The sequence below is a fragment of the Methylobacterium crusticola genome, from assembly GCF_003574465.1.
Taxonomy (GTDB): Bacteria; Pseudomonadota; Alphaproteobacteria; order Rhizobiales; family Beijerinckiaceae; genus Methylobacterium; species Methylobacterium crusticola.
This window is the reverse complement of sequence record NZ_KZ984623.1, coordinates 1-25,209: the sequence shown is the minus strand read 5'-3', so window position 1 is coordinate 25,209 and position 25,209 is coordinate 1. Positions and strand designations below refer to the sequence as shown.

At 74.3% G+C, this 25,209-nt stretch carries 24 protein-coding genes; 16 read left to right on the top strand and 8 right to left on the bottom strand.

From position 1 onward, the window contains the following. Positions 1-47 precede the first annotated feature (47 nt). Positions 48-1,001 (bottom strand): MBL fold metallo-hydrolase, encoded by a 954-nt coding sequence (locus tag DT057_RS02510; protein ID WP_128560551.1) that lies wholly within the window; start codon positions 999-1,001, stop codon positions 48-50. Positions 1,002-1,185: 184 nt separating this feature from the next. Here DT057_RS02510 and DT057_RS02505 point away from each other — a divergent pair, with 184 nt between their 5' ends. Both DT057_RS02505 and DT057_RS02500 read left to right on the top strand, forming a co-directional pair. Continuing rightward, the gene (locus DT057_RS02505; RefSeq protein ID WP_128560550.1) at positions 1,186-1,641 is read left to right on the top strand and encodes a MarR family winged helix-turn-helix transcriptional regulator; all 456 of its coding nucleotides are present in this window, start codon (positions 1,186-1,188) and stop codon (positions 1,639-1,641) included. 14 nt (positions 1,642-1,655) lie between these two features. Next, positions 1,656-2,114, top strand: coding sequence for a GNAT family N-acetyltransferase (locus tag DT057_RS02500; RefSeq protein ID WP_128560549.1), 459 nt, complete (start codon positions 1,656-1,658; stop codon positions 2,112-2,114). A gap of 69 nt (positions 2,115-2,183) precedes the next feature. Here the strand turns inward: DT057_RS02500 and DT057_RS02495 are convergent, their stop codons facing one another. Then, positions 2,184-2,483, bottom strand: a complete 300-nt coding sequence (locus DT057_RS02495) for a hypothetical protein (protein ID WP_128560548.1) — start codon at positions 2,481-2,483, stop codon at positions 2,184-2,186. Positions 2,484-2,807: 324 nt separating this feature from the next. On the opposite strand from DT057_RS02495, the gene DT057_RS02490 reads away from it, so the two are divergent. After that, positions 2,808-3,485, top strand: coding sequence for a glutathione S-transferase family protein (locus DT057_RS02490; protein WP_128560547.1), 678 nt, complete (start codon positions 2,808-2,810; stop codon positions 3,483-3,485). 75 nt (positions 3,486-3,560) lie between these two features. On the opposite strand, the gene DT057_RS02485 is transcribed toward DT057_RS02490, so the two are convergent. After that, positions 3,561-4,082 carry a DUF2147 domain-containing protein gene (locus DT057_RS02485; protein ID WP_128560546.1) on the bottom strand — a complete coding sequence of 174 codons (522 nt, stop codon included), beginning with the start codon at positions 4,080-4,082 and terminating at the stop codon, positions 3,561-3,563. 380 nt (positions 4,083-4,462) lie between these two features. Here DT057_RS02485 and ndk point away from each other — a divergent pair, with 380 nt between their 5' ends. Further along, a complete protein-coding gene (ndk, locus tag DT057_RS02480) occupies positions 4,463-4,885 on the top strand; it encodes a nucleoside-diphosphate kinase (protein ID WP_128560545.1) in 423 nt (140 codons plus the stop codon). Positions 4,886-5,011: 126 nt separating this feature from the next. Continuing rightward, positions 5,012-7,108, top strand: coding sequence for a molybdopterin oxidoreductase family protein (locus DT057_RS02475; RefSeq protein ID WP_128560544.1), 2,097 nt, complete (start codon positions 5,012-5,014; stop codon positions 7,106-7,108). A 57-nt stretch (positions 7,109-7,165) separates the two neighbouring features. On the opposite strand, the gene DT057_RS02470 is transcribed toward DT057_RS02475, so the two are convergent. The 3 genes from DT057_RS02470 to DT057_RS02460 form a co-directional block, all read right to left on the bottom strand. Continuing rightward, positions 7,166-8,056 carry a sulfurtransferase gene (locus DT057_RS02470; protein ID WP_128560543.1) on the bottom strand — a complete coding sequence of 297 codons (891 nt, stop codon included), beginning with the start codon at positions 8,054-8,056 and terminating at the stop codon, positions 7,166-7,168. 177 nt (positions 8,057-8,233) lie between these two features. Next, positions 8,234-9,361: an acyl-CoA dehydrogenase family protein gene (locus DT057_RS02465; protein ID WP_128560542.1), complete on the bottom strand. Its 1,128-nt coding sequence runs from the start codon at positions 9,359-9,361 to the stop codon at positions 8,234-8,236. Between the two features lie 60 nt (positions 9,362-9,421). Beyond that, positions 9,422-9,985, bottom strand: coding sequence for an OsmC family protein (locus DT057_RS02460; protein ID WP_128560541.1), 564 nt, complete (start codon positions 9,983-9,985; stop codon positions 9,422-9,424). Between the two features lie 301 nt (positions 9,986-10,286). On the opposite strand from DT057_RS02460, the gene DT057_RS02455 reads away from it, so the two are divergent. The 5 genes from DT057_RS02455 (at position 10,287) to DT057_RS02435 (ending at position 15,197) form a co-directional block, all read left to right on the top strand. After that, complete coding sequence (locus DT057_RS02455; protein ID WP_238312851.1) at positions 10,287-10,919, top strand: TetR/AcrR family transcriptional regulator; 633 nt, start codon at positions 10,287-10,289, stop codon at positions 10,917-10,919. A gap of 185 nt (positions 10,920-11,104) precedes the next feature. After that, complete coding sequence (locus DT057_RS02450; RefSeq protein ID WP_128560540.1) at positions 11,105-11,959, top strand: SDR family NAD(P)-dependent oxidoreductase; 855 nt, start codon at positions 11,105-11,107, stop codon at positions 11,957-11,959. Between the two features lie 39 nt (positions 11,960-11,998). Then, a complete protein-coding gene (queC, locus tag DT057_RS02445) occupies positions 11,999-12,706 on the top strand; it encodes a 7-cyano-7-deazaguanine synthase QueC (protein WP_128560539.1) in 708 nt (235 codons plus the stop codon). 66 nt (positions 12,707-12,772) lie between these two features. Next, positions 12,773-13,939 (top strand): acetyl-CoA acetyltransferase, encoded by a 1,167-nt coding sequence (locus tag DT057_RS02440; protein ID WP_128560538.1) that lies wholly within the window; start codon positions 12,773-12,775, stop codon positions 13,937-13,939. A gap of 19 nt (positions 13,940-13,958) precedes the next feature. Continuing rightward, positions 13,959-15,197: an MFS transporter gene (locus DT057_RS02435; protein WP_128560537.1), complete on the top strand. Its 1,239-nt coding sequence runs from the start codon at positions 13,959-13,961 to the stop codon at positions 15,195-15,197. Between the two features lie 131 nt (positions 15,198-15,328). On the opposite strand, the gene DT057_RS02430 is transcribed toward DT057_RS02435, so the two are convergent. Next, entirely contained in the window at positions 15,329-15,601 is a 273-nt protein-coding gene (locus tag DT057_RS02430) for a BolA family protein (RefSeq protein WP_128560536.1), read from the bottom strand. Between the two features lie 139 nt (positions 15,602-15,740). Between DT057_RS02430 and DT057_RS02425 the strand changes: the two genes are divergently transcribed. The 3 genes from DT057_RS02425 (at position 15,741) to cobT (ending at position 19,587) form a co-directional block, all read left to right on the top strand. Then, on the top strand, positions 15,741-16,364 hold the full coding sequence (locus DT057_RS02425; protein ID WP_128560535.1) for a J domain-containing protein: 624 nt from the start codon (positions 15,741-15,743) through the stop codon (positions 16,362-16,364). A gap of 206 nt (positions 16,365-16,570) precedes the next feature. Continuing rightward, positions 16,571-17,554, top strand: a complete 984-nt coding sequence (gene cobS / locus DT057_RS02420; RefSeq protein WP_128560534.1) for a cobaltochelatase subunit CobS — start codon at positions 16,571-16,573, stop codon at positions 17,552-17,554. A 131-nt stretch (positions 17,555-17,685) separates the two neighbouring features. Further along, the gene (gene cobT / locus DT057_RS02415; RefSeq protein ID WP_128560533.1) at positions 17,686-19,587 is read left to right on the top strand and encodes a cobaltochelatase subunit CobT; all 1,902 of its coding nucleotides are present in this window, start codon (positions 17,686-17,688) and stop codon (positions 19,585-19,587) included. Between the two features lie 136 nt (positions 19,588-19,723). Here cobT and rpmB read toward each other — a convergent pair whose 3' ends face one another. Beyond that, on the bottom strand, positions 19,724-20,014 hold the full coding sequence (gene rpmB / locus DT057_RS02410) for a 50S ribosomal protein L28 (protein ID WP_128560532.1): 291 nt from the start codon (positions 20,012-20,014) through the stop codon (positions 19,724-19,726). 345 nt (positions 20,015-20,359) lie between these two features. Between rpmB and DT057_RS02405 the strand changes: the two genes are divergently transcribed. The 3 genes from DT057_RS02405 to DT057_RS02395 all read left to right on the top strand — a co-directional run. Beyond that, the gene (locus DT057_RS02405) at positions 20,360-21,307 is read left to right on the top strand and encodes a DUF3108 domain-containing protein (protein ID WP_128560531.1); all 948 of its coding nucleotides are present in this window, start codon (positions 20,360-20,362) and stop codon (positions 21,305-21,307) included. Positions 21,308-21,434: 127 nt separating this feature from the next. Next, the gene (locus DT057_RS35340; protein WP_162501294.1) at positions 21,435-21,653 is read left to right on the top strand and encodes a hypothetical protein; all 219 of its coding nucleotides are present in this window, start codon (positions 21,435-21,437) and stop codon (positions 21,651-21,653) included. Between the two features lie 83 nt (positions 21,654-21,736). Further along, on the top strand, positions 21,737-25,209 hold a 3,473-nt coding region (locus DT057_RS02395), incomplete at its 3' end, for a helicase-related protein (protein WP_128560529.1).

Below are 25,209 nucleotides of genomic sequence, written 5' to 3'. Positions count from 1 at the left end.
GCGCGCCCGGTTGCGGCCCGGGCGTCGGCGGTGGGCGGGTCGGGGCGTCAGCCCTCGAGGGCGCGCCACATCTCGAGGTCGCGCTCCGCCGTCCAGATGCGCGGGGCGTCGAGGCCCTTGGCCTCGTCGTAGGCCCGGCTGACGTCGAACGGCATGCAGTGCTCGAAGATCACCCAGTGCCCGTATTTCGGCCGCATCTCGCTCATCGCCCGGTCGTACACCGCCTTGAGGTCGTGGCCGGCCGCGACCCCGGCCCGGGCGATGGCGAACAGGTCGCGCAGGAACGCGCGCGTGCCCTCGAGGCCGTCGCGGATCTGCTCGGGGCTCGTCAGGGCCTCCCCGCGGCCCGGGACCAGCGCCTCGGGCCGCAGCGCCTCGAGGCGGTCGAGGGTGGCGGGCCAGTCCTGGTAGTGCGCGTCGCCGCAATAGGGCGTGGCGCCGTACTCCACGAGGTCGCCGGAATAGAGCACCCGCTCCCGCGGCAGCCACGCGACGGTGTCGCCCGCCGTGTGGCCGCGGCCCGCGTGGATGATCCGCACCTCGCGGGTGCCGAGCCAGAGCGTCATCTCGCCGTGGAACGTCAGGGTCGGCCAGGTCAGCCCCGGGATCTCCTCCTTGCCCCGGAAGAGGCGGGGGAAGCGCTGGATCTCGGACTCCATGTCGGCCTGCCCGCGCTCGACGATCATGGCGCGGGCCACGTCGCTGGCGATGACGTTGACGCGGTCCGCGTAGCCGGCGACCCCGAGCACCCGGACGGCGTGGTAGTGGGTGAGCAGCACGTGCCGGATGGGCTTGTCGGTGACCTCGCGGACCCGGGCGACGAGGTCGCCGGCCATGCGGGGCGTGGCGCGCGCGTCGATCACCAGGACGGAATCGTCGCCCACGACGACGCCCGAGTTCGGGTCGCCCTCAGCTGTGAGCGCGTAGAGGCCCGGCCCGATCTCCGCGAAGGTCTCGCGCTTCTCCGCGAGGTCGGACTGGCTGGCGAAACCCTTGCTCATGCGGCGCTCCTCCGGGGCCTCCCCGGCCGCGCCCGCCCTGCGACGTAAGGCGGATTGCGGCGGCGGCCGGGGCATGTTTGTTGTAGTCGCAACCATCCTAGACAGTTGCACCTGCAACCGTCAAGGGAGGGGCGGCCGACCCGCCGGCCCGTGCCGGCTCCCGGGCGCCCGCGTGGACAGATCCATGGACCGGCTGAACCTTCTGCGCTTCGTCCCCTTCCGGATCAACCGGCTCGGCGCCGAGTTCAGCCAGGCGCTCGCCGCCGACTACGCCCGCTTCGGCATCGACATCCCGGAATGGCGCGTGCTGGCCACGCTCGGCATGCACGACGGGCCGCGCAGCGCGGCCTACGTCGTGCGCTGCACCCGCACCCACAAGTCGCGGATCAGCCGGGCGGTGGGCCACCTCGTCGACCTCGGCCTGGTGGAGCGGCAGGAGGACGAGGCGGACCGGCGCGAGATCTTCCTCGCCCTCAGCCCGAAGGGCCGGGCGGTCTACGGCGAGCTGGTACCGCTGCTGCTCGCCCGGGAGGAGCGCCTGCTCGCCATCCTGTCGGACGCCGAGCGCCGGAGCCTCGGGGCGCTGCTGGAGAAGCTCGAGGCGTCGCTGGACCTCATGCGGTGCGCCGGCGAGACCTGAGGGACGCCCCCGCCGTGCCGGACCTGACCATCCGCCCCGCGCGGGCCTGCGACCTCGAGGCGGTGGTGGGGCTGCACGCGGACGACGCGCTCGGCGGCCACGGCGATGCCTGGACCGCGCAGACCCGGCCGGCCTACGCGGCCGCCTTCGCGGCCATCGCCGACAACCCGCACACGGACCTCTTCGTCGCCCTCGAGGCGGAGCGGGTCGTCGGCGTGTTCCAGCTCACGTTCCGGCAGGGCATCGCCGGGCGCGGCGCCCTCAAGGCCGTGCTCGAGGGCGTGCAGGTGCGCCGGGACCGGCGCTCGGCCGGCATCGGCGCCCGGATGCTGGCTGAGGCGGAGGCGCTGGCGCGCCGCAGGGGGGCGAGCGGGATGCAGCTCGCCTCGGGCCTCGCCCGCACCGGCGCCCATCGCTTCTACGCCCGCCACGGCTACGCCCACAGCCACGCCGGCCTCACCAAGCCGCTCTGACGGGCCGCGCGCCGCGCCCCGTGCTGGAGCGCCGCGTCCCGGAGGGCCGCCGCGTCCCGCAGCGGGGCGTCACGCCCGCTGCTCCTTCAAGCGCCGGACGCACTTGCTGTAGTATTGCGGCCACCGGGGCCCCTGGGCGGCCTTCTCGGTCGCCGGCAGGGCGCGCCACTCGGCGCCGCAGCGCTTCTGCCGGTCGCGCGCGGCGAGGCCCTTGACGCTCGGTTCCTTGACGCCCTGCTCCCGGGGAGCGGCCGGCGCCCCCTCCGTCCTGCCGGGCCTCGGCGACGCGGCGGTTTGCGCCCGCGGCACGGCCGGCGCGGCGATGAGGAGGGCGACGGCCAGGGCGGCGCGGACGGGTCGGGACGGCATCGGGGCTTCCTCGCTGGGATGGTGCGGGTGCCGCCCGCGCGGGGGCGCCGTTCCATCGCGGTCGCAAGAGTGACGCAAGGTCAGCGGGGCCGCAAGACGCTTGGCGCAGGGGTTGCGTGAGACCTTGGCCGGCCGGCCGCCGATCGACGGGGCGGCCGTTCGGCGCGCCGGGATTGAGACAACCTTTACCCTGTACAGGTGTGGCCCCGGTCTGCTTAGCTCCGCCCGCCCGAGATGCCCCGACGGACGGCCGTTGCCGCCCGAACCCAGGCTACCCGTATCCGAGCCGCCCGAACGGACAGCCGTGCGAGAAGGACCGCCCGCATGTCGGCCGCGACGACACCGCCGATCGACCTGTACTACTGGACGACGCCCAACGGCTGGAAAGCCTCGATCATGCTCGAGGAATGCGGCCTCGCGTACCGGATGATCCCGGTCAACATCGGGAAGGGCGCCCAGCGCGCGCCCGAGTTCCTGGCCGTCTCGCCCAACGGCAAGATCCCGGCCATCGTCGATCCGGACGGCCCGGGCGGCGCGCCGATCACGGTCTTCGAGTCGAACGCGATCCTGCAGTACCTCGCCCGCAAGGCGGGCATCCTCTACCCGGCCGGGGAGAGGGCCCGCATCACGGTGGACATCTGGCTGTTCTGGCAGGCGGCCAATTTCGGCCCGACCCTCGGCCAGACCCACCATTTCCGGATCTACGCCTCGGAGAAGATCCCGTACGCGGTCGAGCGCTTCACGGCCGAGACCGCCCGGCTCTACGCCGTGCTCGACGCGCAGCTCGGCCGCCACGCCTACGTCGCCGGCGACGACTACACCATCGCCGACATCGCCATCCTGACCTGGGCCAAGCTCTGGGAGCGCCAGGGCCAGGACATCGCGGCCTACCCGAACGTCGCCGGCTGGATCGACCGCGTGAAGGCGAGGCCCGCGGTCCAGCGCGGCTTCAAGCTGCGGCCCGACCCCGAGGAGCCGGCGGGCCCGGCGCCGCGCGGCTGAGCCGGCCGGCGGCGCGCGCCGGCCCGGATCCCGCGCCGGCCCGGATCCCGCGCCGGCCGCAGAGGGCCGCCCGCGTCACTCGCCGGCGGCCGGGGCCGCCGCGGCGGGCTTCGCGGGCTTGGCGGCGGGCTTGGCCGGCGTCGCCTGGGCGAACTCGTCCGGGGCCTTCGACCAGGTCTGCGAGCCGCACAGGATCTTGAGCAGGCAGCCCGAGATGCTGAGCTCGCTCGCGCTCTCGCGGGCGATGGAGACGTCGTAGCTCTTGCCCTCGTCGGCGTTGTAGATCTGGCCCTTGAAGCCGCCGTCCTCGGGCTTGAGCCCCTCCATGAGCTGCAGGCCGATCATCGGCCGGGCGCGCTTCTTCGGGTCGGGGTTCTTGGCGTCGGTGCGCGGCTGGCCCTGCTCGTTCAGGGGAGACTTCAGCCAGACGACGGTGCCGCAGGCCTGGGCGCCGCCCGGCCCGCACTTCTCGATCTTGATCTTGGCCCGGCCGTCCTCGGTGAGCCAGGTGCCGCTCGGGTCCTTGGCGGGGGCGGCCGCGGCGGCGCCGGCGACGAGGAGGCCTGCGGCGAGGGCCGGGATCAGACTGGAACGCATGGACGATCTCCCTGGGCTCCGCGGTGTGCGCGACGGACCGGCGTCCGGGGGACGCCGCCCGCCCGCGGCGGATCAGTTCGAGGAGGCCCGGCCGCCGAGGGCGGGACCGGGCGTGGCCGAAAGGCCGCGATCGCCGCCAAAAACGCTTCGTTTGGGGCGATTTTTCGGCCGCGTTGCGGCTTTGCCGCAGCACGGGCCCGCCGATGGGCGCCCCCGGCGGCCGGGGGCGTTCGCCCGGCGGCTCTGCTTGAGGGGGGCGGCCCCCGCGGCTATAAGCCCGGCGCCGGGCTCCCGATCACGGGCCCGGGAGCGGGCCTCGAGCCCGGTGCCGCACCCGGCATCCCGCCGCGAACGCACGCTTCAATCCTGACGGACATCCCATGGCCACCGAGCGCACCTTCTCCATCCTGAAGCCCGACGCCACCGCCCGGAACCTCACCGGCGCGGTCAACGCCGTGATCGAGGCGGCGGGCTTGCGCATCGTCGCCCAGCGGCGCATCCGCATGTCGGACGCCCAGGCCAAGAAGTTCTACGAGATCCACGCCGAGCGCCCGTTCTACGGCGAGCTCGTCGGCTTCATGACCTCGGGCCCGGTGGTGGTCCAGGTGCTCGAGGGCGAGAACGCCGTCGCCCGGTACCGCGAGGTGATGGGCGCGACGAACCCGGCCCAGGCCGCCGAGGGCACCATCCGCAAGCAGTTCGCGCAGTCCGTCGGCGAGAACACGGTGCACGGGTCCGACAGCCCGGAGAACGCCGCCCTCGAGATCGCGCAGTTCTTCGACGACAAGGACATCGTCGGCTAGGGGCGCGCCCGGGCCGGAATTCCCGGCCTCTCGCGGGCGGCGAGGACGACGCAGGCGCGCTCCCGGCCGGGCCGGGGGCCGCGGGACGCCGCGCCCGGCGGCGGGACCTGACGAGGAGGCGGTGGAGTGACGGCGCTTGCACGGATCGACCGGCGGACCTCCACCTGCCCGCACGACTGCCCCTCGGTCTGCGCCCTCGACGTCGAGGTGATCGACGGCAGGACAGTCGGGCGGGTGCGCGGCTCGGCCCGCCACAGCTACACGGCGGGCGTCGTCTGCGCCAAGGTCGCCCGCTACGCCGAGCGCATCCACCATCCCGACCGCCTGACCCGGCCGCTCGCGCGCACCGGCCCGAAGGGGTCGGGCCGCTTCGCGCCGGTCTCCTGGGACGAGGCCCTCGGGCGGACCGCCGAGGCGTTCCGGGCCGCCGAGGCCCTGCACGGGCCGGAGAGCGTCTGGCCCTACTACTACGCCGGCACGATGGGCCTGGTGATGCGCGACGGCATCAACCGCCTGCGCCACGCCAAGGGCTACTCGGGCCAGTTCTCGACCATCTGCACCACGCTCGCCTGGTCGGGCTACGTCGCCGGGACCGGGCGCCTGGCCGGGGTCGACCCGCGGGAGATCGCCGAGAGCGACTGCGTGGTGATCTGGGGCACCAACCCGGTGCACACCCAGGTCAACCTGATGACCCACGTCCAGGCGGCCCGCAAGGCGCGGGGCGCCACCGTGGTGGCGGTCGACATCTACGACAACCCGACCATGCGCCAGGCCGACCTCGCCCTGCTGCTGCGGCCCGGCACGGACGGCGCCCTCGCCTGCGCGGTGATGCACGTCCTGTTCCGCGACGGCCTCGCCGACCGCGCCTACATGGCCCGCTACACCGACTGCCCGGAGGCGCTCGAGGCGCACCTGCGCACCCGCGACCCGGCCTGGGCCGCCGCCATCACGGGCCTGCCGGTGGCCGAGATCGAGCGCTTCGCTCACCTCGTCGGCACGACGAAGAACACCTTCTTCCGCCTCGGCTACGGCTTCGCGCGCAGCCGCAACGGCGCCGCCAACATGCACGCGGCGCTCTGCATCCCGGCGGTGACGGGCGCCTGGCAGCACCGGGGCGGCGGTGCCTTCCACTCGAACAGCGGCGTGTTCGGCATCGACAAGCGCCTGATCGAGGGCCTCGACGCGGTCCGGCCCGGCACCCGGATGCTCGACCAGTCGCAGGTCGGGCGCGTCCTCACCGGCGACGCCGAGGCCCTGCGCGGCGGTCCCCCGGTGACCGCGATGCTGGTCCAGAACACCAACCCGGTCTCGGTCGCCCCCGAGCAGGAGCGGGTGAAGCGCGGCTTCGCCCGGGACGACCTGTTCGTCTGCGTGCACGAGCAGTTCATGACCGAGACGGCCCGCATGGCCGACATCGTGCTGCCGGCCACCATGTTCCTGGAGCACGACGACCTCTACACCGGCGGCGGCCAGCAGCACATCCAGCTCGGCCTCAAGCGCATCGAGCCGCCGGAGCATTGCCGCTCGAACCACGAGGTGGTCACGGCCCTGGCCGAGCGCCTCGGCGCGGCGCATCCGGGCTTCGCCATGAGCCCTCGCGCGCTCATCGACGCGACCCTGCGGGCCTCGGGCCGCGGCACCCTCGCGGAGATGGAGCCCGAGAACTTCCTCGACGCCCAGCCGCCCTGGGAGCGCGCCCACTTCCTCGACGGGTTCGGGCACCCGGACGGCCGCTTCCACTTCCGGCCGGACTGGCCCTCGGTGCCGGTGGCGAAGGACGGCCCGCGGGGCCCGGCCATGCCGGCCCTGCCCGACCACTGGGAGGCGCCCCTGATGGCGGCGACGCCGCGCCACCCCTTCCGCCTCGCCACCAGCCCGGCCCGCAGCTTCCTGAACTCCAGCTTCACCGAGACCCCGACCTCCCGCGCCAGGGAGCGCCACCCGACCGTGATGATCCATCCGGAGGATGCGGGCCCGCTCGGGATCGGGGAGGGCGCCTGGGTCCGCCTCGTCAACGAGCGCGGGGCCGTGACCTTGCGGGCGACCCTGTTCCCGGGCCTGCGCCGCGGCGTGCTGATCGCCGAGTCGATCTGGCCGAACGACGCCTACCCGGACGGGCGCGGCATCAACACGCTCACGGGGGCGGACGCGCCGGCCCCGTTCGGCGGCGCGGCCTTCCACGACAACCACGTCGCGGTCGAGGCGGTGGCGGCCCCGGCCTGAGGCGCGGCGACCGGCGCCGCGAGCCTGCGGGCCGCCGCGACGCGTCCGACCGCAGGCCTACTCCGCCGCGACCGGCATCGCGCCCGGCGGACGCGCGTTCGGCAGGCCCTCCTCGATCGGCAGCGAGGGGTCGCGCGACCACTCGTTCCAGGAACCGAAATACAGCTTCACGTCGCTGATCCCGGCTTCCTTCAGGGCGACCAGGGTGTTCGAGGCCCGGGCGCCCTTGAAGCAGTAGAGCACCACCGGCGTCTCCGGCGTGATGCCGACCGTGGCGCACTCGGCCAGGATCTCGTTCCTCGACTTCATCATCGGGCCGGCGGCGGTGGGCTTCATCATCCGGTACCACTCGATCCAGCGGGCGCCCGGGATGCGGCCCTTGCGCGGGCAGAAGTCGCGGCCGTAGGGCGAGGAGCTCTCGCCGATCCACTCGTCGACGTCGCGGGTGTCGAGCTTGATCACGCCCGCGTCGGCCACGGCGGACTTCATGGCGTCGAGGTCGACGAACAGCAGGGCCGCCGCCGGGTCGACCGGGAAGGTCTTCGCCGCCGGCGCCGCCGGCTCGGTCGTCGTCGGCAGCCCCTCGGCGGTCCAGCTGGCGTAGCCGCCGTGCAGGATCTTCACCTTCGGGTAGCCGAGGTAGCTCAGCAGCGTGTAGCCGCGGCAGGACTGGCCGAAGCCCGAGCTCATCGAGGCCTCGTAGACGACGGCGGTCTCCGCGCCCGAGAGGCCCGCCGCCCCGAAGGTCTCGGCGAACTTGTCGCGCATCGCCGCGACGCCGTCCGGGGTCGAGGTCGCCAGGTAGGTGAAGATGTCGTGGACGTTGACGGCGCCCGGGATGTGGCCGGCCGCGTAGGCGTCGGAGCTGCGGGTGTCGATGACGACGGTGCCGCCGGCCTCCATCATGCTCGTGAGCGCGGCGGGGGTGATCAGGACGGACTCACTCATGGGGTTGGCTCCTCTGGTGCCGTTGGGTGAGGGAGGTCTCGTGATCGGGCGGCTTCCGCCTCCGTGGCGCCGGAGATCCGGCGCGGGATCGGCGCCGGATCTCCGGCGCGAGGTCGGCGCCGGATCTCCGGCGCGAGGCCCGGGTGCCCGCACACGGCCGGCGCGCGGGGCCCGCGCTCAGCGGTCCATCTCGGCCAGCATCTTCTTGAGCTGCTTGACCGCCGGGGTGACGATGGCGACGAAGTACGCCTCGCGCAGGCGGCGCTGGGCCTCGCCGCTGGCGACGTAGCCCCTGGCCCCGCAATGCAGCATCGCGTTGTGGGCCGCCGCGACCGCGAGCTCGCTCGTCGCCAGGCGCGCCTCGATCACCCGGCGCCAGTAGGCGGGCCCGGGATCGAACGGCGTCGCGCTCAAGGCCTCGATCTCGGATTCCAGCACCCCGAGGCGCCCGGCGAGGTCGTCGGGCTGGACGTCGAGGTAGCGGTTCACGTGGCCGAGGGAGCCGGCGACGTCGCGCATCAGCGCGATGCAGGCCCGCACGAGGCCGATGCCCATGCCGGTCTGCATCAGCACGAAGCCGGCCCGGATGCGCTTGAGGTAGGCGTCGATCGGGTCGGCGAGGAGGTCCTCGTCCGGCACGAACGCGTCGCGCAGCTGCACCCCGTAGGTGCCCGAGCCGTCGAGGGCGAGGAAGCGGCCCCCCTCGACCAGGGCGACGCCCTCCGCGCCGCAGCGGATCACCGCCATGGCGTAGCGCCCCTCCGGCCGCGCGAAGACGGCGCCGAAGCAGTGGCTCGGCCCGAGGTTCGAGACCCAGGGCAGGGCGCCCCGCACTCGGTAGCCGCCCGGCACGCGCTCGCCCTTCAGCCGGATCGTCTCGATGCCGAAGAAGGTCTTCATCGGGTTCGACAGGCCGGTGCCGCCGAGCAGCGTCCCGGAGGCCACCAGCTGTCCCAGTGCCGCCCGGAGGGCGCCGTTGTCCGAGCAGGCGATGTACCAGGCGAGGGCGTCCTGGCACCACATGCAGAAGGCCGTGGACAGGCAGTGCTCGCCCGCCGCCGCCGAGGCCTGGATCGCCCCCCAGAGGTCGGCGGCGCCGGCCGGCCCCCCCGCCGGCAGGTGCGCCGCGTAGGCGCCCGCCGCGCCGAAGGCCCGCAGGGCCGCCTCCGGGTAGAGGCCCCCGGCGTCCACCTCCCGCACCACCGGCGCGAGGTCGCTGAGGGCGGCCTTGCGCACCGCCTCCACCATCGCGTCGGCGCGCGAGGGCGCCCGTGCTCCGGGGGGCCTCGACAGAGTCTGCAGCATGGCCGGCGCGTCCGTTCGGAGAGGGAAGGGGGGCGGCGCCCGCGGGGGGCGCCGGGCCCGTCAGGCGAGCCCCATCTCCAGGTTCACCGGGCGCGTGAAGGTGTTGGCGACGGGCGACCAGATCCGCGAGTGGGCGATCAGCGCCGCGAGCTCCTCCCGGGGCCGGTCGGCCTCGAGCGTCACCCGGGCGCGCACGTCCGTGAAGCCCACGGGCTTCTCCGACAGGTCGCCCGTGCCCCAGACGGCCGTGATGTTGAGGTCGCCCTCGAGGGCGATCTCCAGCTTGAAGATCGTGATCCCCTGCGCCACCGCGTTGGCGTGGATGCCCACCGCCAGGCAGGAGCCGAGGGCCGCCAGGGCGGCCTCCGACGGATTGGGGGCGGTGTCGTCCCCGAGGAGGCCCGGCGGCTCGTCCACCACGTAGGCCGGCAGGGTGCGGATGAAGTTCAGGTGCCGGAAGCGGCCCTCCGCCACCGTGCGGCACGCCAGCGTCTTCACGACGTTCGGGTTCTCCCGGCCCTTGGCGCTCAGCGCCGCCAGGGCGTCCCGGTCGATCGGCTGGAGGCAGCCCGTCAGCGCCGGCGCGGCGGCAGTCGCGGTCGTCTCGAGGGCGGAGCGGCTCATCGGCGTCGTGTCCTGACCTGCTGGCGTTCTTCGGGGGCCGCGCCGCCTGGGCGTCGCAGACCGACCGGTCTGTCTCCTTCAAGATGCGTGCCAGGCCCGGGGCGCCGGTTCTCCCGCCGGATCGGCGCCCGGGCGCTGGCGCGGCGGCGGCACTTGCTGCAAAACAGATCAGTCTTGCCTGTTCGGCGGGCGTGCGGGCGGCGCGCGGGCACCGCGCAGACGAGGGGACCGGATTGGACGCGAGGTACTTGGACGCGAGGTACAGNCCGGCCGCCGCAGGCCGGCCCGGCGGGAGCCGCCCGTGACGGGCGCCCTGCGGGCGGCGCCGCCCGCCGGCCCGCTGCGGGCCGGCACGCCCCGTGACCGGCTCCTGCGCGCCGCGACCGAGCTGTTCTGCCGCCACGGCATCCACGCGGTCGGGGTCGACGCCGTGGTGGCGGCGGCCGGGACCGCGAAGGCGACGCTCTACAAGCTGTTCGGCTCCAAGGAGCGCCTGGTCGAGACGGTGCTGGAGCAGGAGGGGCGCGCCTGGCGCGACTGGTTCCTCGGCGGCCTGGAGGCCGGCGAGGCGCCCGCCCGCGAGCGCCTCGAGCGGATCTTCCCGCTCCTCGGCACCTGGTTCCGGGACGAGCGCTTCTACGGCTGCCCGTTCATCAACGCGGTCGGCGAGCACGACAAGCGGGACGACCGCATCCGCGCCCTGACGCTCGCCCACAAGCGCCAGGTGATCGCCCGGCTGCGCGACCTCCTGGCGGAGGCCGGCGCCCGCGACCCCGATTCCCTCGTCCACGAGGTCGGCCTGCTCATCGACGGCGCCATCGTCACCGCCCTCGTGACCCGGGACCCGGAGGTCGGCCGCGTCGGGGCGCGGGCGCTGGCGAGCCTGCTCGACGGGGCGCTGCCGGCGCGGGAGCGCCGCGCCGCGGCTGTCTGACCGCGCCGCCTCGCCCTTAGAGCAGCATCCGATCACGCTGCGATCGGCCGCTGCTCCAGATTTTTGATTCTGCCGCATTGTCTGCGGCGAACCGGCGTCCACTTCGCCGGACAATGCTCTAGTTGCGAGCCCTGGGCCCGGGTTCCGGGGCCCGGGCACCACCCGCGAAACCCAGGCGCATCCCCATGACCGACCATCCCGCCATCGCTCCCGGCCGCGTCGCGGTCGTCACCGGCGCCGCGAGCGGCATCGGGCTCGCGGCCGCCCGGCACTTCGCCGCCTCCGGGATGCGGGTGGTGCTGGCCGACCTCGCGGGCGAGGCCCTGACCCGGGCCGCCGCCGAGGTCGCGGGCGCCGCGCCGGGGGGCGAGGCCGACGTGCGGGCGCTGCCCGCCGACGTCGGCCGGCGCGAGGCGGTCGAGGCCCTGCGGGAGGCCGCCGCCGGCCTCGGCCCGGTCTCGGTGCTGATGGCGAATGCCGGCATCGAGGCGGGAGGCCGCTTCTTCTCCGACGACGCGACCTGGCACCGCATCCTCGACACCAACCTGTGGGGCGTCGTCAACGCGCTCCAGGTCTTCGTGCCGGGGATGATCGAGGCCGGCGGGCCGGGCGCCGTCGTGGTCACGGGCTCCAAGCAGGGCATCACCACCCCGCCCGGCAACACGCCCTACAACGTCAGCAAGGCGGGCGTGAAGGTGGTGACGGAGGCCCTGGCGCACGAGCTGCGCGAGCGCGGCGCGCCCGTCACCGCCCACCTGCTGATCCCCGGCTTCGTCTATACCGGGCTGACCCGGGCCCGGGGCGCCAGCGGGAAGCCCGCCGGCGCCTGGACCCCCGAGGAGACCGTGCGGCGCCTCGCGGCCGGGCTGGCGGCCGGCGAGTTCTACATCCTGTGCCCCGACAACGAGACCACCCGGGAGATGGACGAGAAGCGCATCCGCTGGGCGGCCGACGACATCGTCCGCAACCGCCCGGCCCTGTCGCGCTGGCACCCCGACCACGCGGCCGCCTTCGCGGCCTACATGGAGGAGCGGGCCTAAGCCGGCCCCGGGCCCGGCGCCCCGCGGCAGGAGATCGCCATGGACACGAACGACGGTGCGCTGGTGCTGTTCTCCGGCGGCCAGGACTCGACCACCTGCCTCGCCTGGGCCCTCGACCGCTTCCCCCGCGTCGAGACGCTCGGCTTCGATTACGGCCAGCGCCACCGCATCGAGCTCGCCTGCCGGGCGCGCCTGCGCGAGGGCCTCGGCGCCATCGCGCCCGCCTGGGCGGGGCGCCTGGGCGAGGACCACACCCTCTCCCTCGCCGCCCTCGGCGAGGTCTCCGAGACGGCGCTGACCCGGGACACCGCCATCGCCATGGAGGCGGGGGGCCTGCCCAACACCTTCGTGCCGGGCCGCAACCTCGTGTTCCTGACCTTCGCGGCGGCGCTCGCCTACCGGCGCGGCCTGCGCCACATCGTCGGGGGCATGTGCGAGACGGATTACTCCGGCTACCCCGATTGCCGCGACGACACCGTCAAGGCGCTCCAGGTGGCGCTGAACCTCGGCATGGATCGGCGCTTCGTGCTGCACACTCCGCTCATGTGGATCGACAAGGCCGAGACCTGGCGGCTCGCCGAGCGCCTCGGCGGCGCGGCGCTCGTCGACCTGATCGTCGCGGAGAGCCACACCTGCTACCTCGGCGAGCGGGGCGCCCTGCATCCCTGGGGCCGCGGCTGCGGCACCTGCCCGGCCTGCGCCCTGCGCGTCGCCGGCTATGCGGGCTTTCGCGCGACCCGCGCGTGAGGCGCGCTTGCGGGGGGCCCGTGCCTTCGGCAGAGTGCCGCCGATCAAGGGAGGATCGTTCGCCTCATGACTGCCTGCATCGTCGGCTGGAGCCACACCCCCTTCGGCAAGCACGACGCCGAGACCGTCGAGAGCCTGATCGTCCGCGTGGCGGACGAGGCGCTGGCCCATGCGGGGATCGGCCCCGGGGACGTCGACGAGATCGTGCTCGGCCACTACAACGCCGGCTTCTCGCCCCAGGACTTCACCGCCTCCCTGGTGCTCCAGGCCAGCGACGACCTCCGCTTCAAGCCCGCGACCCGGGTCGAGAACGCCTGCGCCACCGGCTCGGCGGCGGTCCACCAGGGCATCAAGACCATCGAGGCGCGCCGCGCCCGCGTGGTGCTGGTGGTGGGCGTCGAGCAGATGACCCGGACACCGGGCGCCGAGATCGGCCGCACCCTCCTCAAGGCCTCCTACCTCGTGGAGGACGGCGAGACGCCGGCGGGCTTCGCGGGCGTGTTCGGCGGCATCGCGGGCCGCTACTTCCAGCGCCACGGCGACCAGTCCGACGCCCTCGCGATGATCGCGGCCAAGAACCACGCCAACGGCGTCGCGAACCCCTTCGCGCAGATGCGCAAGGACCTCGGCTTCGAGTTCTGCCGCACCGAGTCGGACAAGAACCCCTTCGTGGCCGGTCCCCTCAAGCGCACGGATTGCTCGCTCGTCTCGGACGGCGCCGCCGCCGTCGTGCTCGCCGACACCGAGACCGCGCTGCGGATGCCCCGGGCCGTCGCCTTCCGGGCCACCGCCCACGCGCAGGACTTCCTGCCGATGTCGAAGCGCGACGTCCTGAAGTTCGAGGGCTGCGCCACCGCCTGGGCGCGGGCCCTCGACCAGGCCGGGATCACGCTGGGCGACCTCTCCCTGGTCGAGACCCACGACTGCTTCACGGTCGCCGAGCTGATCGAGTACGAGGCGATGGGCCTGACGCCCGAGGGCCGCGGCGCCGACGCGGTGCGCGAGGGCTGGACCCGCAAGGACGGCAAGCTGCCGGTCAACGCCTCGGGCGGGCTCAAGGCCAAGGGCCACCCGATCGGCGCCACCGGCGTCTCCATGCACGCCCTCTCGGCGATGCAGCTCTGCGGCGAGGCCGGCGGGATGCAGATCCCCAACGCCACCCTGGCGGGAGTCTTCAACATGGGCGGCGTCGCGGTGGCGAACTACGTCAGCGTGCTGGAGCGCATCAAGTAGCCGGCCGGCGCGGCCGGCCGTGACCGCCTTCCTGGTCCTGCTGCTGGCCTACACGATCAGCCAGTTCGACCGCGGGTTCCTGGCGGTGGTCGGCCCCGAGCTCGGGCGCGACCTCGGCCTCGCCCCGTCCGACCTGGCGCTGCTCTCGGCGGGCTGGTTCGCGGCCTTCGCGGCCGGGCAGGTGCCCACCGGCCTCTGCCTCGACCGCTACGGGCCGCGGCGCACCGTGACGGCCTTCCTGGTCCTGGCGGCGCTCGGCGCCGCCTGGCTCGGGGCCGCGCGGGGCTTTCCCGATGCCGCCGCCGCCATGGCGCTGATCGGGTTCGGGTGCGCCCCGGCCCTCATGGGCGCCCTCTACCTGTTCGGGCGGCTCTACCCGCCCGACCGCTTCGCCATGCTGTCCTCCCTGATGATCGGGTTCGGCACGGCCGGCGACCTCCTGGGCGCGACGCCGCTCGCCCTCGCGACCGGGCTGCTCGGCTGGCGCCCGATCCTCCTCGGCCTCGCCGGCCTGACGCTCGGCTCGGCGCTGCTGATCCTCGGGCTGATCCGCGATCCCCCGCGGCTGCCGGACCCGAAGCGCGCGCCCCTGCTGCAGGGCTTCGTGGCCGTCGCCCGGACGCGGGCGCTGTGGCCGATCCTGCCCGTGGTGTTCGTGAGCTACGCCGTCGTGATCGCCACGCGGTCGCTCTGGGTCGGCCCGTATCTCGGGAGCGTGCACGGCTTCGACGCGCTGGCGCGCGGCAACGGGACGCTCGCCATGAGCGCCGCCATGGCGGCGGGCGCCATCGGGTACGGTCCCCTGGAGCGCCTCGTGCGCGACCCCAAGCGCACGGCCTTCGCGGGCTGCCTCGTCACCGGCCTCGCCTTCGTGGCGCTCGCGCTCGCGGGTCCCGGCGCGCCCGGCCCGGCGGTCGGGCTCCTCGCGGTGATCGGGGCCGCGGGCCTGAGCTACGCGGTCCTGATGGCCCATGCCCGGCGCTTCCTCCCGGCGCACCTCCTCGGGCGGGGCGTCGCGTTCATGAACATCGTCTTCATGGGCGGCGCGAGCGCCGTGCAGGCGCTCTCGGCCCTCGTCGTGCGCGGCAGCGCCGGCCTCGATCCCGGGCTCCTCTACGGCCGCCTGTTCCTGGCCTTCGGCCTCGCGCTCCTCGCCGCCACGGCCGTCTACGGCCTCGCCCCGCGGGCGCCGGGCGCCGAGCCGGACGCCCCGCGGGCGCGGGACCGGAGCGCGGCCGCCTCCCTCCGGAAGGGCTGAGGCCGGGCCGCGCGGACCGGGTCCCCGCGCCAGGCTCTCGCCCGTGCGGCTCCTCCGTGCGGCGTCCCCGCGCGAGCCTCGCCGGGCGAGGCCGGCGGCGCGTCCGGGAGAGAAGCGCGGCCGGACGGCTCCTAGCCCGCCTCCGCGGGCGTGCGCGCCCGCAGCGCCAGCGCGTGCAGGCCGCGCCCGAAGGCCTCGTCGAGGAGGCCGTTCACCATGCGGTGACGCTCCACGCGGGTCTTTCCCTCGAAGGCCGCCGATACCACATCCAGTCGGACGTGGGTCTCGCCTCCCTCCCGCCAGCCGGAATGCCCCGCATGCTGGTGGGATTCGTCGACGACGCTCAGGGCCGTCGGCGCCAGCCGCTCCTCCAGCGTCGTCCTGATCCAGTCGCACAAGCTCATCGCGTCATCATCCCCGCACGCCCTCAAGGCCGCGTGATTCAGGGGCCTCCGGAACCGGCGTCAATCCGTTCGGTTCCGCCTGCGGCATCAGGCCCGGAGCCCTTGTGTCACGCTTCCCGCCCCTCATAATCGCCCCGTCATGGATCTCAACTCGCCCCTCTTCGACCGCATCCGCATCAAGCCCACCTGCGACGAGCCGAAGAAGGCCGAGGGGCCCGGCTGCGAGCGCCCGGGCTGCGCCCAGGCGGGCCTCTACCGGGCGCCGAAGGGGCGCAAGCAGGAGGGGCAGTACTGGCGCTTCTGCATGGAGCACGTGCGCGAGTACAACGCCTCCTACAATTACTTCGCCGGGATGAACGACGCGGCCGTGCAGGCCTTCCAGAAGGACGCCGTGATCGGCCACCGGCCGACCTGGGCCATGGGCGTCAACCCGGGCGCCAAGCCGGGCGCGCAGGCCGGCGCGGCGCAGCGCGACTGGGAGTACGTCGACCCGCTCGGCGTCCTGCGCGCCGAGGGCGGGGGCGCCAGTGCCCGCCGGGCGAAGCCCGAGCCGCCGCCCCCGCGCCGCTCGGCCCCGGTCCGCCGGGCCCTCGACGTGCTCGGCCTCGAGGAGGGCGCCGACGCCGCCGCCATCAAGGCGCAGTACAAGGTGCTGGTGAAGCGCTTCCACCCGGATGCGAACGGCGGCGACCGTTCCTTCGAGGACCGCCTGCGCGACATCATCCGGGCCCACGATACCCTGCGGGGCGCCGGCCTGTGCTGAGCGCGGCCGCCGGGGCATGGATCTCGCATCCCTGCCCTGCGGCGACGGGACTCGAAACGCGCGGCCCGGCCCATATATCCGAGCAAGGCACGTTTGCGCCGGCTCCCCCCGCAGATTAAGGAATTGCGGCGCCCGCCGGTCTCCCCGCGCCGTCGCGACATCCGCAGGTGCGCCCATCCCCGCGACCTGCCCCGACGAGGCCCCGTATGCTTGCTGAAGACACGCCACCCGCACTCCCGGACATGAAGGTGTCCGTGCGCCAGGTGTTCGGAATCGACCTGGACCTCGAGGTGCCGGCCTTCTCGGCCTCCGAGGAGCACGTCCCCGACCTCGATCCCGACTACATCTTCGACCGGGACACCACGCTCGCCATCCTGGCCGGCTTCTCGCGCAACCGGCGCGTGATGATCACCGGCTACCACGGCACCGGCAAGTCGACCCACATCGAGCAGGTGGCGGCGCGGCTGAACTGGCCCTGCGTGCGCATCAACCTCGACAGCCACGTCTCGCGCATCGACCTCGTCGGCAAGGACGCGATCGTGCTCAAGGAGGGCAAGCAGGTCACGGCCTTCCAGGACGGCATCCTGCCCTGGGCGCTCCAGAACAACGTCGCCCTGGTGTTCGACGAGTACGACGCCGGCCGGCCCGACGTGATGTTCGTGATCCAGCGGGTGCTGGAGGTGTCCGGGCGCCTGACGCTCCTCGACCAGAAGCGGGTGATCCGGCCCCATCCCGGCTTCCGGCTCTTCGCCACCGCGAACACGGTCGGCCTCGGCGACACCTCGGGCCTCTATCACGGCACCCAGCAGATCAACCAGGGCCAGATGGACCGCTGGTCGATCGTCACCACGCTGAACTACCTGCCGCACGACCGCGAGGTCGACATCGTCCTCTCGAAGGCGCCGCACTACCGCGGCGACGGCGGCCGCGACATCGTCAACAAGATGGTCCGGGTCGCGGATCTCACCCGCAACGCCTTCATCAACGGCGACCTCTCGACCGTGATGAGCCCCCGCACGGTGATCACCTGGGCGGAGAACGCCGACATCTTCAACGACATCGGCTTCGCTTTCCGGGTGACCTTCCTCAACAAGTGCGACGAGCTCGAGCGGGCGCTCGTGGCGGAGTTCTACCAGCGCTCCTTCGGCAAGGAACTGCCCGAGAGCGCGGTGAACGTCGCGCTGAGCTGACCCGGCCCGGGGCATCCCCGATGGCGGACCCGGGTCCCGACGGGCGGCGCGACGCGGCGGGGCCGCCCCCCGCGCCCGGGACGGCGTCCCGGAGCGCCCCCCCGACCTCGAGCCGGTGAAGAAGTAGCCCGATGTCCATCTCCAACCGCAAGCCCGGCGAGAAGCGCGACTCCGCCGCCGAGCCGCTGAAGCGCTCGGTGGCGGGGGCCCTGCGGGCCATCGCCCGCAAGCCCGAGATCGAGGTCACCTTCGCGACCGACCGTCCGGCGCTCACCGGCGACAAGGCCCGGCTGCCCGAGCCGCCGCGCAAGCTCTCGCCCGGCGACGTCGCGATCCTGCGCGGCCACGCCGACTCGATGGCCCTGCGCCTCGCCTGCCACGACAACACCGTCCACCGGCGCCTCGCCCCCGAGAGCGCGGCGGCGCGGGCGGTGTTCGACGCCGTCGAGCAGGCGCGCGTCGAGGCGATCGGCTCGCGCCGCATGGCGGGGGTCGCCGGCAACCTGACGGCGATGCTCGAGGACCGCTACCACCGCGGCGGCAAGTACGAGGAGATCACCGACCGGGCGGACGCCCCCATGGAGGACGCGGTCGCCCTGATGGTGCGCGAGCGCCTGACGGGCCAGGCCCCGCCCGAGGCGGCGCGGCGCATCGTCGGCCTCTGGCGCGACTTCATCGAGGAGCGGGCCGGCCGCAACCTCGACGGCCTCGTCGGCAGCCTCGAGAACCAGCGCGCCTTCGCCCGCTCCGTGCGCGACCTGCTCTCCTCCCTCGACATGGCGGACGAGGCTCCCCTCGACCCCGAGGACGAGGAGAACGACGACGAGAACGAGGCCGAGTCCGACGAGCAGCAGGCCGGGGAGGGCGAGGCCGAGCAGCAGAGCCAGGGCGACCGCGCCGAGATGGAGATCTCGGACGAGGCCTCGGACGAGCTCGAGGAGGGCGCGAGCGAAGCCGCGGACGCCCCCTCGGGCGAGCTGCCGGAGGACGCCGACGACGCCGATTCCGAGGAGGCCTCCGAGTCCTGGCGGCCGCCGAACCCCCGCGCCAACGAGCCCAGGGGGCCGGACTACAAGGTCTTCACGCAGAAGTTCGACGAGGTCATCCACGCCGAGGACCTCTGCGACGCCGAGGAGCTCGCGCGCCTGCGCTCCTACCTCGACAAGCAACTCGCCCACCTCCAGGGCGTGGTCGGGCGCCTCGCCAACCGGCTCCAGCGGCGCCTCCTCGCCCAGCAGAACCGGGCCTGGGAGTTCGACCTGGAGGAGGGCCAGCTCGACCCCGCGCGCCTCGTGCGCGTGGTCATCGACCCGTTCCAGCCCCTCTCCTTCAAGCAGGAGAAGGACACGAACTTCCGCGACACCGTGGTGACGCTGCTGCTCGACAATTCGGGCTCCATGCGCGGCCGGCCGATCACCGTGGCGGCGACCTGCGCCGACATCCTGGCCCGCACCCTCGAGCGCTGCGGCGTCAAGGTGGAGATCCTGGGCTTCACCACCCGGGCCTGGAAGGGCGGGCAGTCGCGGGAATCCTGGCTGCAATCCGGCAAGCCGCCGACGCCGGGCCGCCTCAACGACCTGCGCCACATCGTCTACAAGGCCGCCGACGCGCCCTGGCGCCGCGCGCGGAAGAACCTCGGCCTGATGATGCGCGAGGGCCTGCTCAAGGAGAACATCGACGGCGAGGCCCTGGACTGGGCCCACAAGCGCCTGCTCGGGCGGCCCGAGCAGCGCCGGATCCTGATGGTGATCTCGGACGGCGCGCCCGTCGACGACTCGACCCTGTCGGTCAACCCGGGCAACTACCTGGAGCGCCACCTGCGCTACGTCATCGACGAGATCGAGACCCGCTCGCCCGTGGAACTGCTCGCCATCGGCATCGGCCACGACGTGACCCGCTACTACCGCCGCGCCGTCACCATCATCGACGCGGAGGAGCTGGGGGGCGTGATGACCGAGAAGCTGGCCGAGCTGTTCGACGAGGACGCGAGCAGCGGGCCGGCGCCGCGGCGGGCGGCCGGCGGCCGGCGCTGAGCCCGCGGCCGGCCGGCGCCGCGGTCACGAAGACACGAAAAAAGCCGCCGGAACGGCGGCTCGTCGCGTCGGCCCCGGAAGCCCGGCCGCGCGGGCGGCGCGGCGTCCGGTGGCCGCGTCCGGCGCGCTCCGCGCCCTACGCCGCCTCGGCGATCTTCTTGTGGATCTCGCGCTTCAGGAGCCGGGCGTTCTGCGACAGGTCGGTCTCGCCCGCCTTGATCAGGAACGCGTCGAGGCCGCCGCGGTGCTCGACCGAGCGCAGGGCGTTGGCCGAGATCCGCAGCCGCACGGAGCGGCCGAGCGTGTCGGAGAGCAGCGTGACGTTGCACAGGTTCGGCAGGAACCGGCGCTTGGTCTTGTGGTTCGAGTGGCTCACCAGGTGACCGGTGAGCACCGCCTTGCCGGTGAGCTCGCAGCGACGCGACATGGTCTTCAATCCTCAAAGAAGTTCTGTTCTGCGGCAAGGACCGCGCAACGCGAGAGCCGGGCGTGCATCGCACACCGGCGGCGGCCGGACCCCGCGAAGTCCCTGGAAAGCACGGGCCTATAGGGGACGCGGACGGGTTTCGTCAAGCGGAGGGCCGCGCGCCGGCTCTCGATCGGGGCGCCCCGGGCCCCGCCCGGCCGGCGCGCCGCCGCGGGCCGCGGCCGCGGTCCGGGCCCCCGGCCCCGCCGCGATGAGGAAGCATTAACCTTGACGACGCCACGATGGAGCCCGATTCACCGGGCACGCCTCGCTGGACGTGTCGCGATCGGGGGCGGTTGTTTTCCCATGCGTGCCAAGGCCTTTCTCCCGGCTGTCCTCGCGGCGGGGCTCGCCCTCGTCCCCGGGCAGGCGACGCCCGCGAAGGCGGCGCGGGCGAGGCCCGCCAAGGCGGGCGAGACCGCCGTCACCATCGATTACGGCATCATGCTGGCCGGCGTGCCCATCGGCACCGCCCAGGTCGTGGGAGCGGTCGAGGGCGAGCGCTACCGGATGGACGTCAGCGCCCGCCTGACCGGGCTCGTCGGCGCGATCACGGGCGGCTACGGCTCCGGGCGGGCGAGCGGTCAGGTCGGCGCCCCGGGCCGCCCGGTGCCCGCCGCCTTCGCGATCGCCTCGCACAGCGCCAGCGCCTCGATCACCGTGCGCATGGCGCTCGCCCGCGGCAACGTGGTGGCGTCCGACATCGCCCCGCCGCTCGCGGTCGACGCCGAGCGGGTGCCGGTGACGGAGGCCAACAAGCGCGGCATCATCGATCCGGTGAGCGCCCTCCTGATGCCCGCGCAGGGCCGGGGCGAGCTGACCGATCCGCAGAACTGCAACCGGGTGATCCCGGTCTTCGACGGCGCCAGCCGCTTCAACGTGGTGCTGAGCTACGGCGAGACCCGCACCGTCGAGAAGCCGGGCTATTCCGGCCCGGTGCTGGTCTGCAACGCCCGCTACCAGCCCATCGCCGGGCACCGGCCCGACAAGCCGGGCGTGAAGTTCATGGAGGACAACACCGACATGTCGGTCTGGCTCGCGCCGCTCGAGGGGGCGCGGGTCCTGCTGCCGGTGCGCATCGCGGTGCGCACCACGCTGGGCACCAACATCATCGAGGCCTCGCGCTGGTCTCGCAGCGGCCAGGCCGCGGCGACCGTGCAGGCGCAGGCCGCGCCCCGGGAGACCGGGGCTGCCCCGCGCGTGACCGGGGCGGTTTCCGGCGAGACCGTGGCGGCGCCCGATGCCGGTCGCTGAGCCTCCGGGGCGGCGGGGCGCGGCGACCGGCGCGGCGTTCCGCGCTGGCGGGCGCGCGGCCTGCCTCGCCCTTGCCCTCGCCGTCCCGCTCCCCGTCCGCGCGGCCGCGGGCTGCGGCGGCGACGCCATGTCCTCCGCGCAGGTCACCGAGGGAGGCCCGGCCCGGGGCGGCCCCCTCACGGCCGTGCCGGAGACCCTCTGCGCCGACCTCCAGGGCAACCCGAAGACGGACGTGCGCATCGACGTCTACACGAGCCCGTATGGCGGGCAGGAGGCCGGCGCCCCATATGAGGAGAGGCCGCCGAGAGGGCCGAGGCCGCGGGGCGGCCGGGGTCTCGAGCGCTGACGGGGCCTCCCGCGCGGTCCCGTCGCCGGGCTGCGGTCGATCCCGCTGGCGGAGCCCGCGCTCCGAGGACCTGACCCGACCCGATGATCCGCCGCTCCCTCCCACCGCCGGCCCGCCTGCGCGGCGCCACGGCGGTGCTCGGCCCGACCAACACCGGCAAGACCCACCTCGCCATCGAGCGCATGCTCGGCCATCCGACCGGGATGATCGGCCTGCCCCTGCGGCTGCTCGCCCGCGAGGTCTACCACCGGGTCGTCGAGCGCGTCGGCCCCGAGCGGGTCGCCCTCGTGACCGGCGAGGAGAAGATCAAGCCCGACCGGCCGAGCTACTGGATCTGCACCGTCGAGGCGATGCCCCGCGACCGCACGGTCGACTTCGTGGCGGTGGACGAGATCCAGCTCGGCGCCGACCGCGACCGCGGCCACACCTTCACCGACCGCCTGCTGCACCAGCGCGGCCGGGAGGAGACGCTGCTGATCGGCTCCGGCACCATGGCGCCGCTCGTCCGCTCGCTGATCCCGGGCATCACCGTCACCAGCCGGCCGCGCCTGTCGCAGCTCGCGTTCGCGGGCAGCCGCAAGCTCTCGCGCCTGCCCCACCGCTCGGCCATCGTGGCCTTCTCGGCCGAGGAGGTCTACGCCATCGCCGAGCTGCTGCGGCGCCAGCGCGGCGGCGCCGCGGTGGTGCTCGGCGCCCTCTCGCCCCGCACCCGCAACGCCCAGGTCGAGCTCTACCAGTCGGGCGAGGTGGACTACCTCGTCGCCACCGACGCCGTCGGGATGGGGCTCAACCTCGACGTCGACCACGTCGCCTTCGCGTCGAACCGGAAGTTCGACGGCACCCGCTTCCGCACGCTCACGCCCTCCGAGATGGCGCAGATCGCCGGCCGCGCCGGGCGCCACCTGCGCGACGGCACCTTCGGCACCACCGGCCGCTGCCCGGCCCTGGAGCCCGAGATGGTCGAGGCCCTGGAGAGCCACAGCTTCGAGCCCCTGCGCATGCTGCAGTGGCGCAACCCGGACCTCGATTTCGCCTCGGTCGACGCCCTGCGCCGCAGCCTCGGCGAGCACCCCTCCGAGCGCGGGCTGGTGCGGGCGCCCGTCGGCGACGACGAGGCCACCCTCGACCTCCTGTCGAAGGAGGACGACATCCGGGACTACGCCACGGCGCGCAGCGCCGTGGAGCGGCTCTGGGCCGTCTGCGGCGTGCCGGACTACCGGAAGGCGGCGATCCAGACCCATGTCGACCTCGTCGCGCAGCTCTTCCGCTTCCTCATGCGCGGCATGGCGGGGCGGATCCCGGTCGACTGGTTCTCCAAGCACGTGGCGCTCCTCGACCGCACCGACGGCGACATCGACGCGCTCTCCCAGCGCATCGCCCACGTGCGGACCTGGACCTTCGTCGCCAACCGCCCGGATTGGCTCGCCGACCCGGAGCATTGGCAGGGCGAGACGCGTCGGGTAGAGGACAGGTTGTCCGACGCCCTGCACGAGCGGCTGGCGAGTCGATTCGTCGATCGCCGCACCAGCGTGCTGATGCGGCGCCTGAGAGAGAACACCATGTTGGAAGCTGAGATCACCGCGGGCGGCGATGTGACGGTCGAGGGCCAGCACGTCGGCCACCTGCACGGGTTCCAGTTCGTGCCGGATCCCGGCGCCGAGGGGCAGGAGGCCAAGACCCTGCGCAGCGCCGCCGAGAAGGCGCTCGCGAGCGAGATCGAGGCCCGCGCCGACCGCTTCTCCGCCGCCGCCGACGCCGCCCTGGTGCTCTCGAACGACGGCACGATCCGCTGGACCGGCGATCCGGTGGCCAAGCTGATCCCGGGCGAGAAGCTCTACGCCCCCGCCCTGCGCCTGCTCGCGGACGAGCAGCTCGGCGGCCCGGCCCGCGACAAGGTCGAGGGCCGCCTCGCCGCCTGGCTCAAGGCGCACGTCGTGCGCCTGCTCGGCCCGGCCCTCGAGCTCGAAACCGCCGCCGACCTCACCGGGCTCGCCCGCGGCATCGGCTTCCAGGTCGCGGAGGCCCTGGGCGTGCTGGAACGCGCCAAGGTGCTGACCGAGATGCGCAGCCTCGACCAGGAGGGCCGCGCGGCCCTGCGCAAGCACGGCGTGCGCTTCGGCGCCTACCACATCACCATGCCGGCGCTGCTCAAGCCCGCGCCCCGGACCCTGGCGGCGCAGCTCTGGGCGCTCCAGAACGGCGGCCTCGACCAGCGCGGCCTCGACGAGATCGCGCACCTCGCCGGCTCCGGCCGCACCTCGATGCCGGTTGATCCCGAAATCGCCAAGGGCCTCTACCGCGCCGCCGGCTTCCGGGTCTGCGGCGGCCGGGCGGTGCGCGTCGACATCCTGGAGCGCCTCGCCGACCTGATCCGGCCCGCCATCGCGTACGTGCCGGGCACGACCCCCGGCGAGCCGCCGCCCGGGACCGCCGACCGCGACGGCTTCGTGCCGACCGTCGGCATGACCTCCCTCGTCGGCTGCTCGGGCGAGGACTTCGCGTCGATCCTGAAATCCCTCGGCTACGTCTCCGACCGCCGCGCCGGTCCGGCCATCACGATGCCGCTCGTCCCGGCCGCGCCCACCGTGCCGGTCCAGCCGTCCGCCCGCACGGAGGAGGCCCCGGCCCCTGGAGCGGCCGACGAGGCCGACGCGGCCCGGGACGCGTCCGGCGAGGGCCTGGAGGCGGGCGAGAGCCCGGTCCGGGAGGAGGCGAGCAACGACAACGACGACCGCGGCGCGGAGCCCGCGGCGGCCTCCGGCGAGGCCGTGGACCCGGCGCCGGCCGACGCACCGGCGCTCCACGAGGCCGAGCCCGCCGCGATCCATGCGGCGGCCTCGGGCGCGGCGACGGAGACCGGATCAGACGCGGCCTCCGGAGTTCACGGCGTGGACGCGGCGCCGGATCCGGACTTCGCCGAGGGCGCGCCGGAGGATGGCACCCCGGCGCAGGCGCTGCCGGACGCCGCCGCCGAGGATCCCTCCGCGGCGCAGGCCTCGCACGAGGCCGCGGCCGAGGACGCCGTCGCGGAGGCGGCGCACCCGCTCGCCGCCGAGGACGCCGCCCCGGCGGAGGCGTCACCGGGACCGGCCGCCGAGGACGCCCCCGCGGCGGAGGCGTCACCGGGACTGGCTGCCGAGGACGCCTCCGCGGTGGAGGCGTCGCACGAACTGGCCGCCGAGGACGCCTCCGCGGTGGAGGCGTCGCACGAACTGGCCGCCGAGGACGCCTCCGCGGCGGAGGCGTCACCGGAACCGGCCGCCGAGGACGTCTCCGCGGCGGAGGACGGCGTGGTGCCCCCGGCCGTCGCCGCCCCGGCCGAGCCGATCCTCATCGAGGTCTGGCGGATGCACCGCCACCAGCGCGGCCACGCGCCCCGGCACCAGGGCCGCGGCAGGCCGCAGAACGGGCAGCAGCGCGGTGCGCCGCGGCGCGACGGGCCGGAGGGCGAGCGCGGCGACCAGCCCCGCGAGCAGCGGGCCCAGGGCGAGCGGCCGCACGGGGAGCGCCCGCACCGCCCCGGACAGCGTGAGGGGCAGCGCTGGGGCGAGCGGCC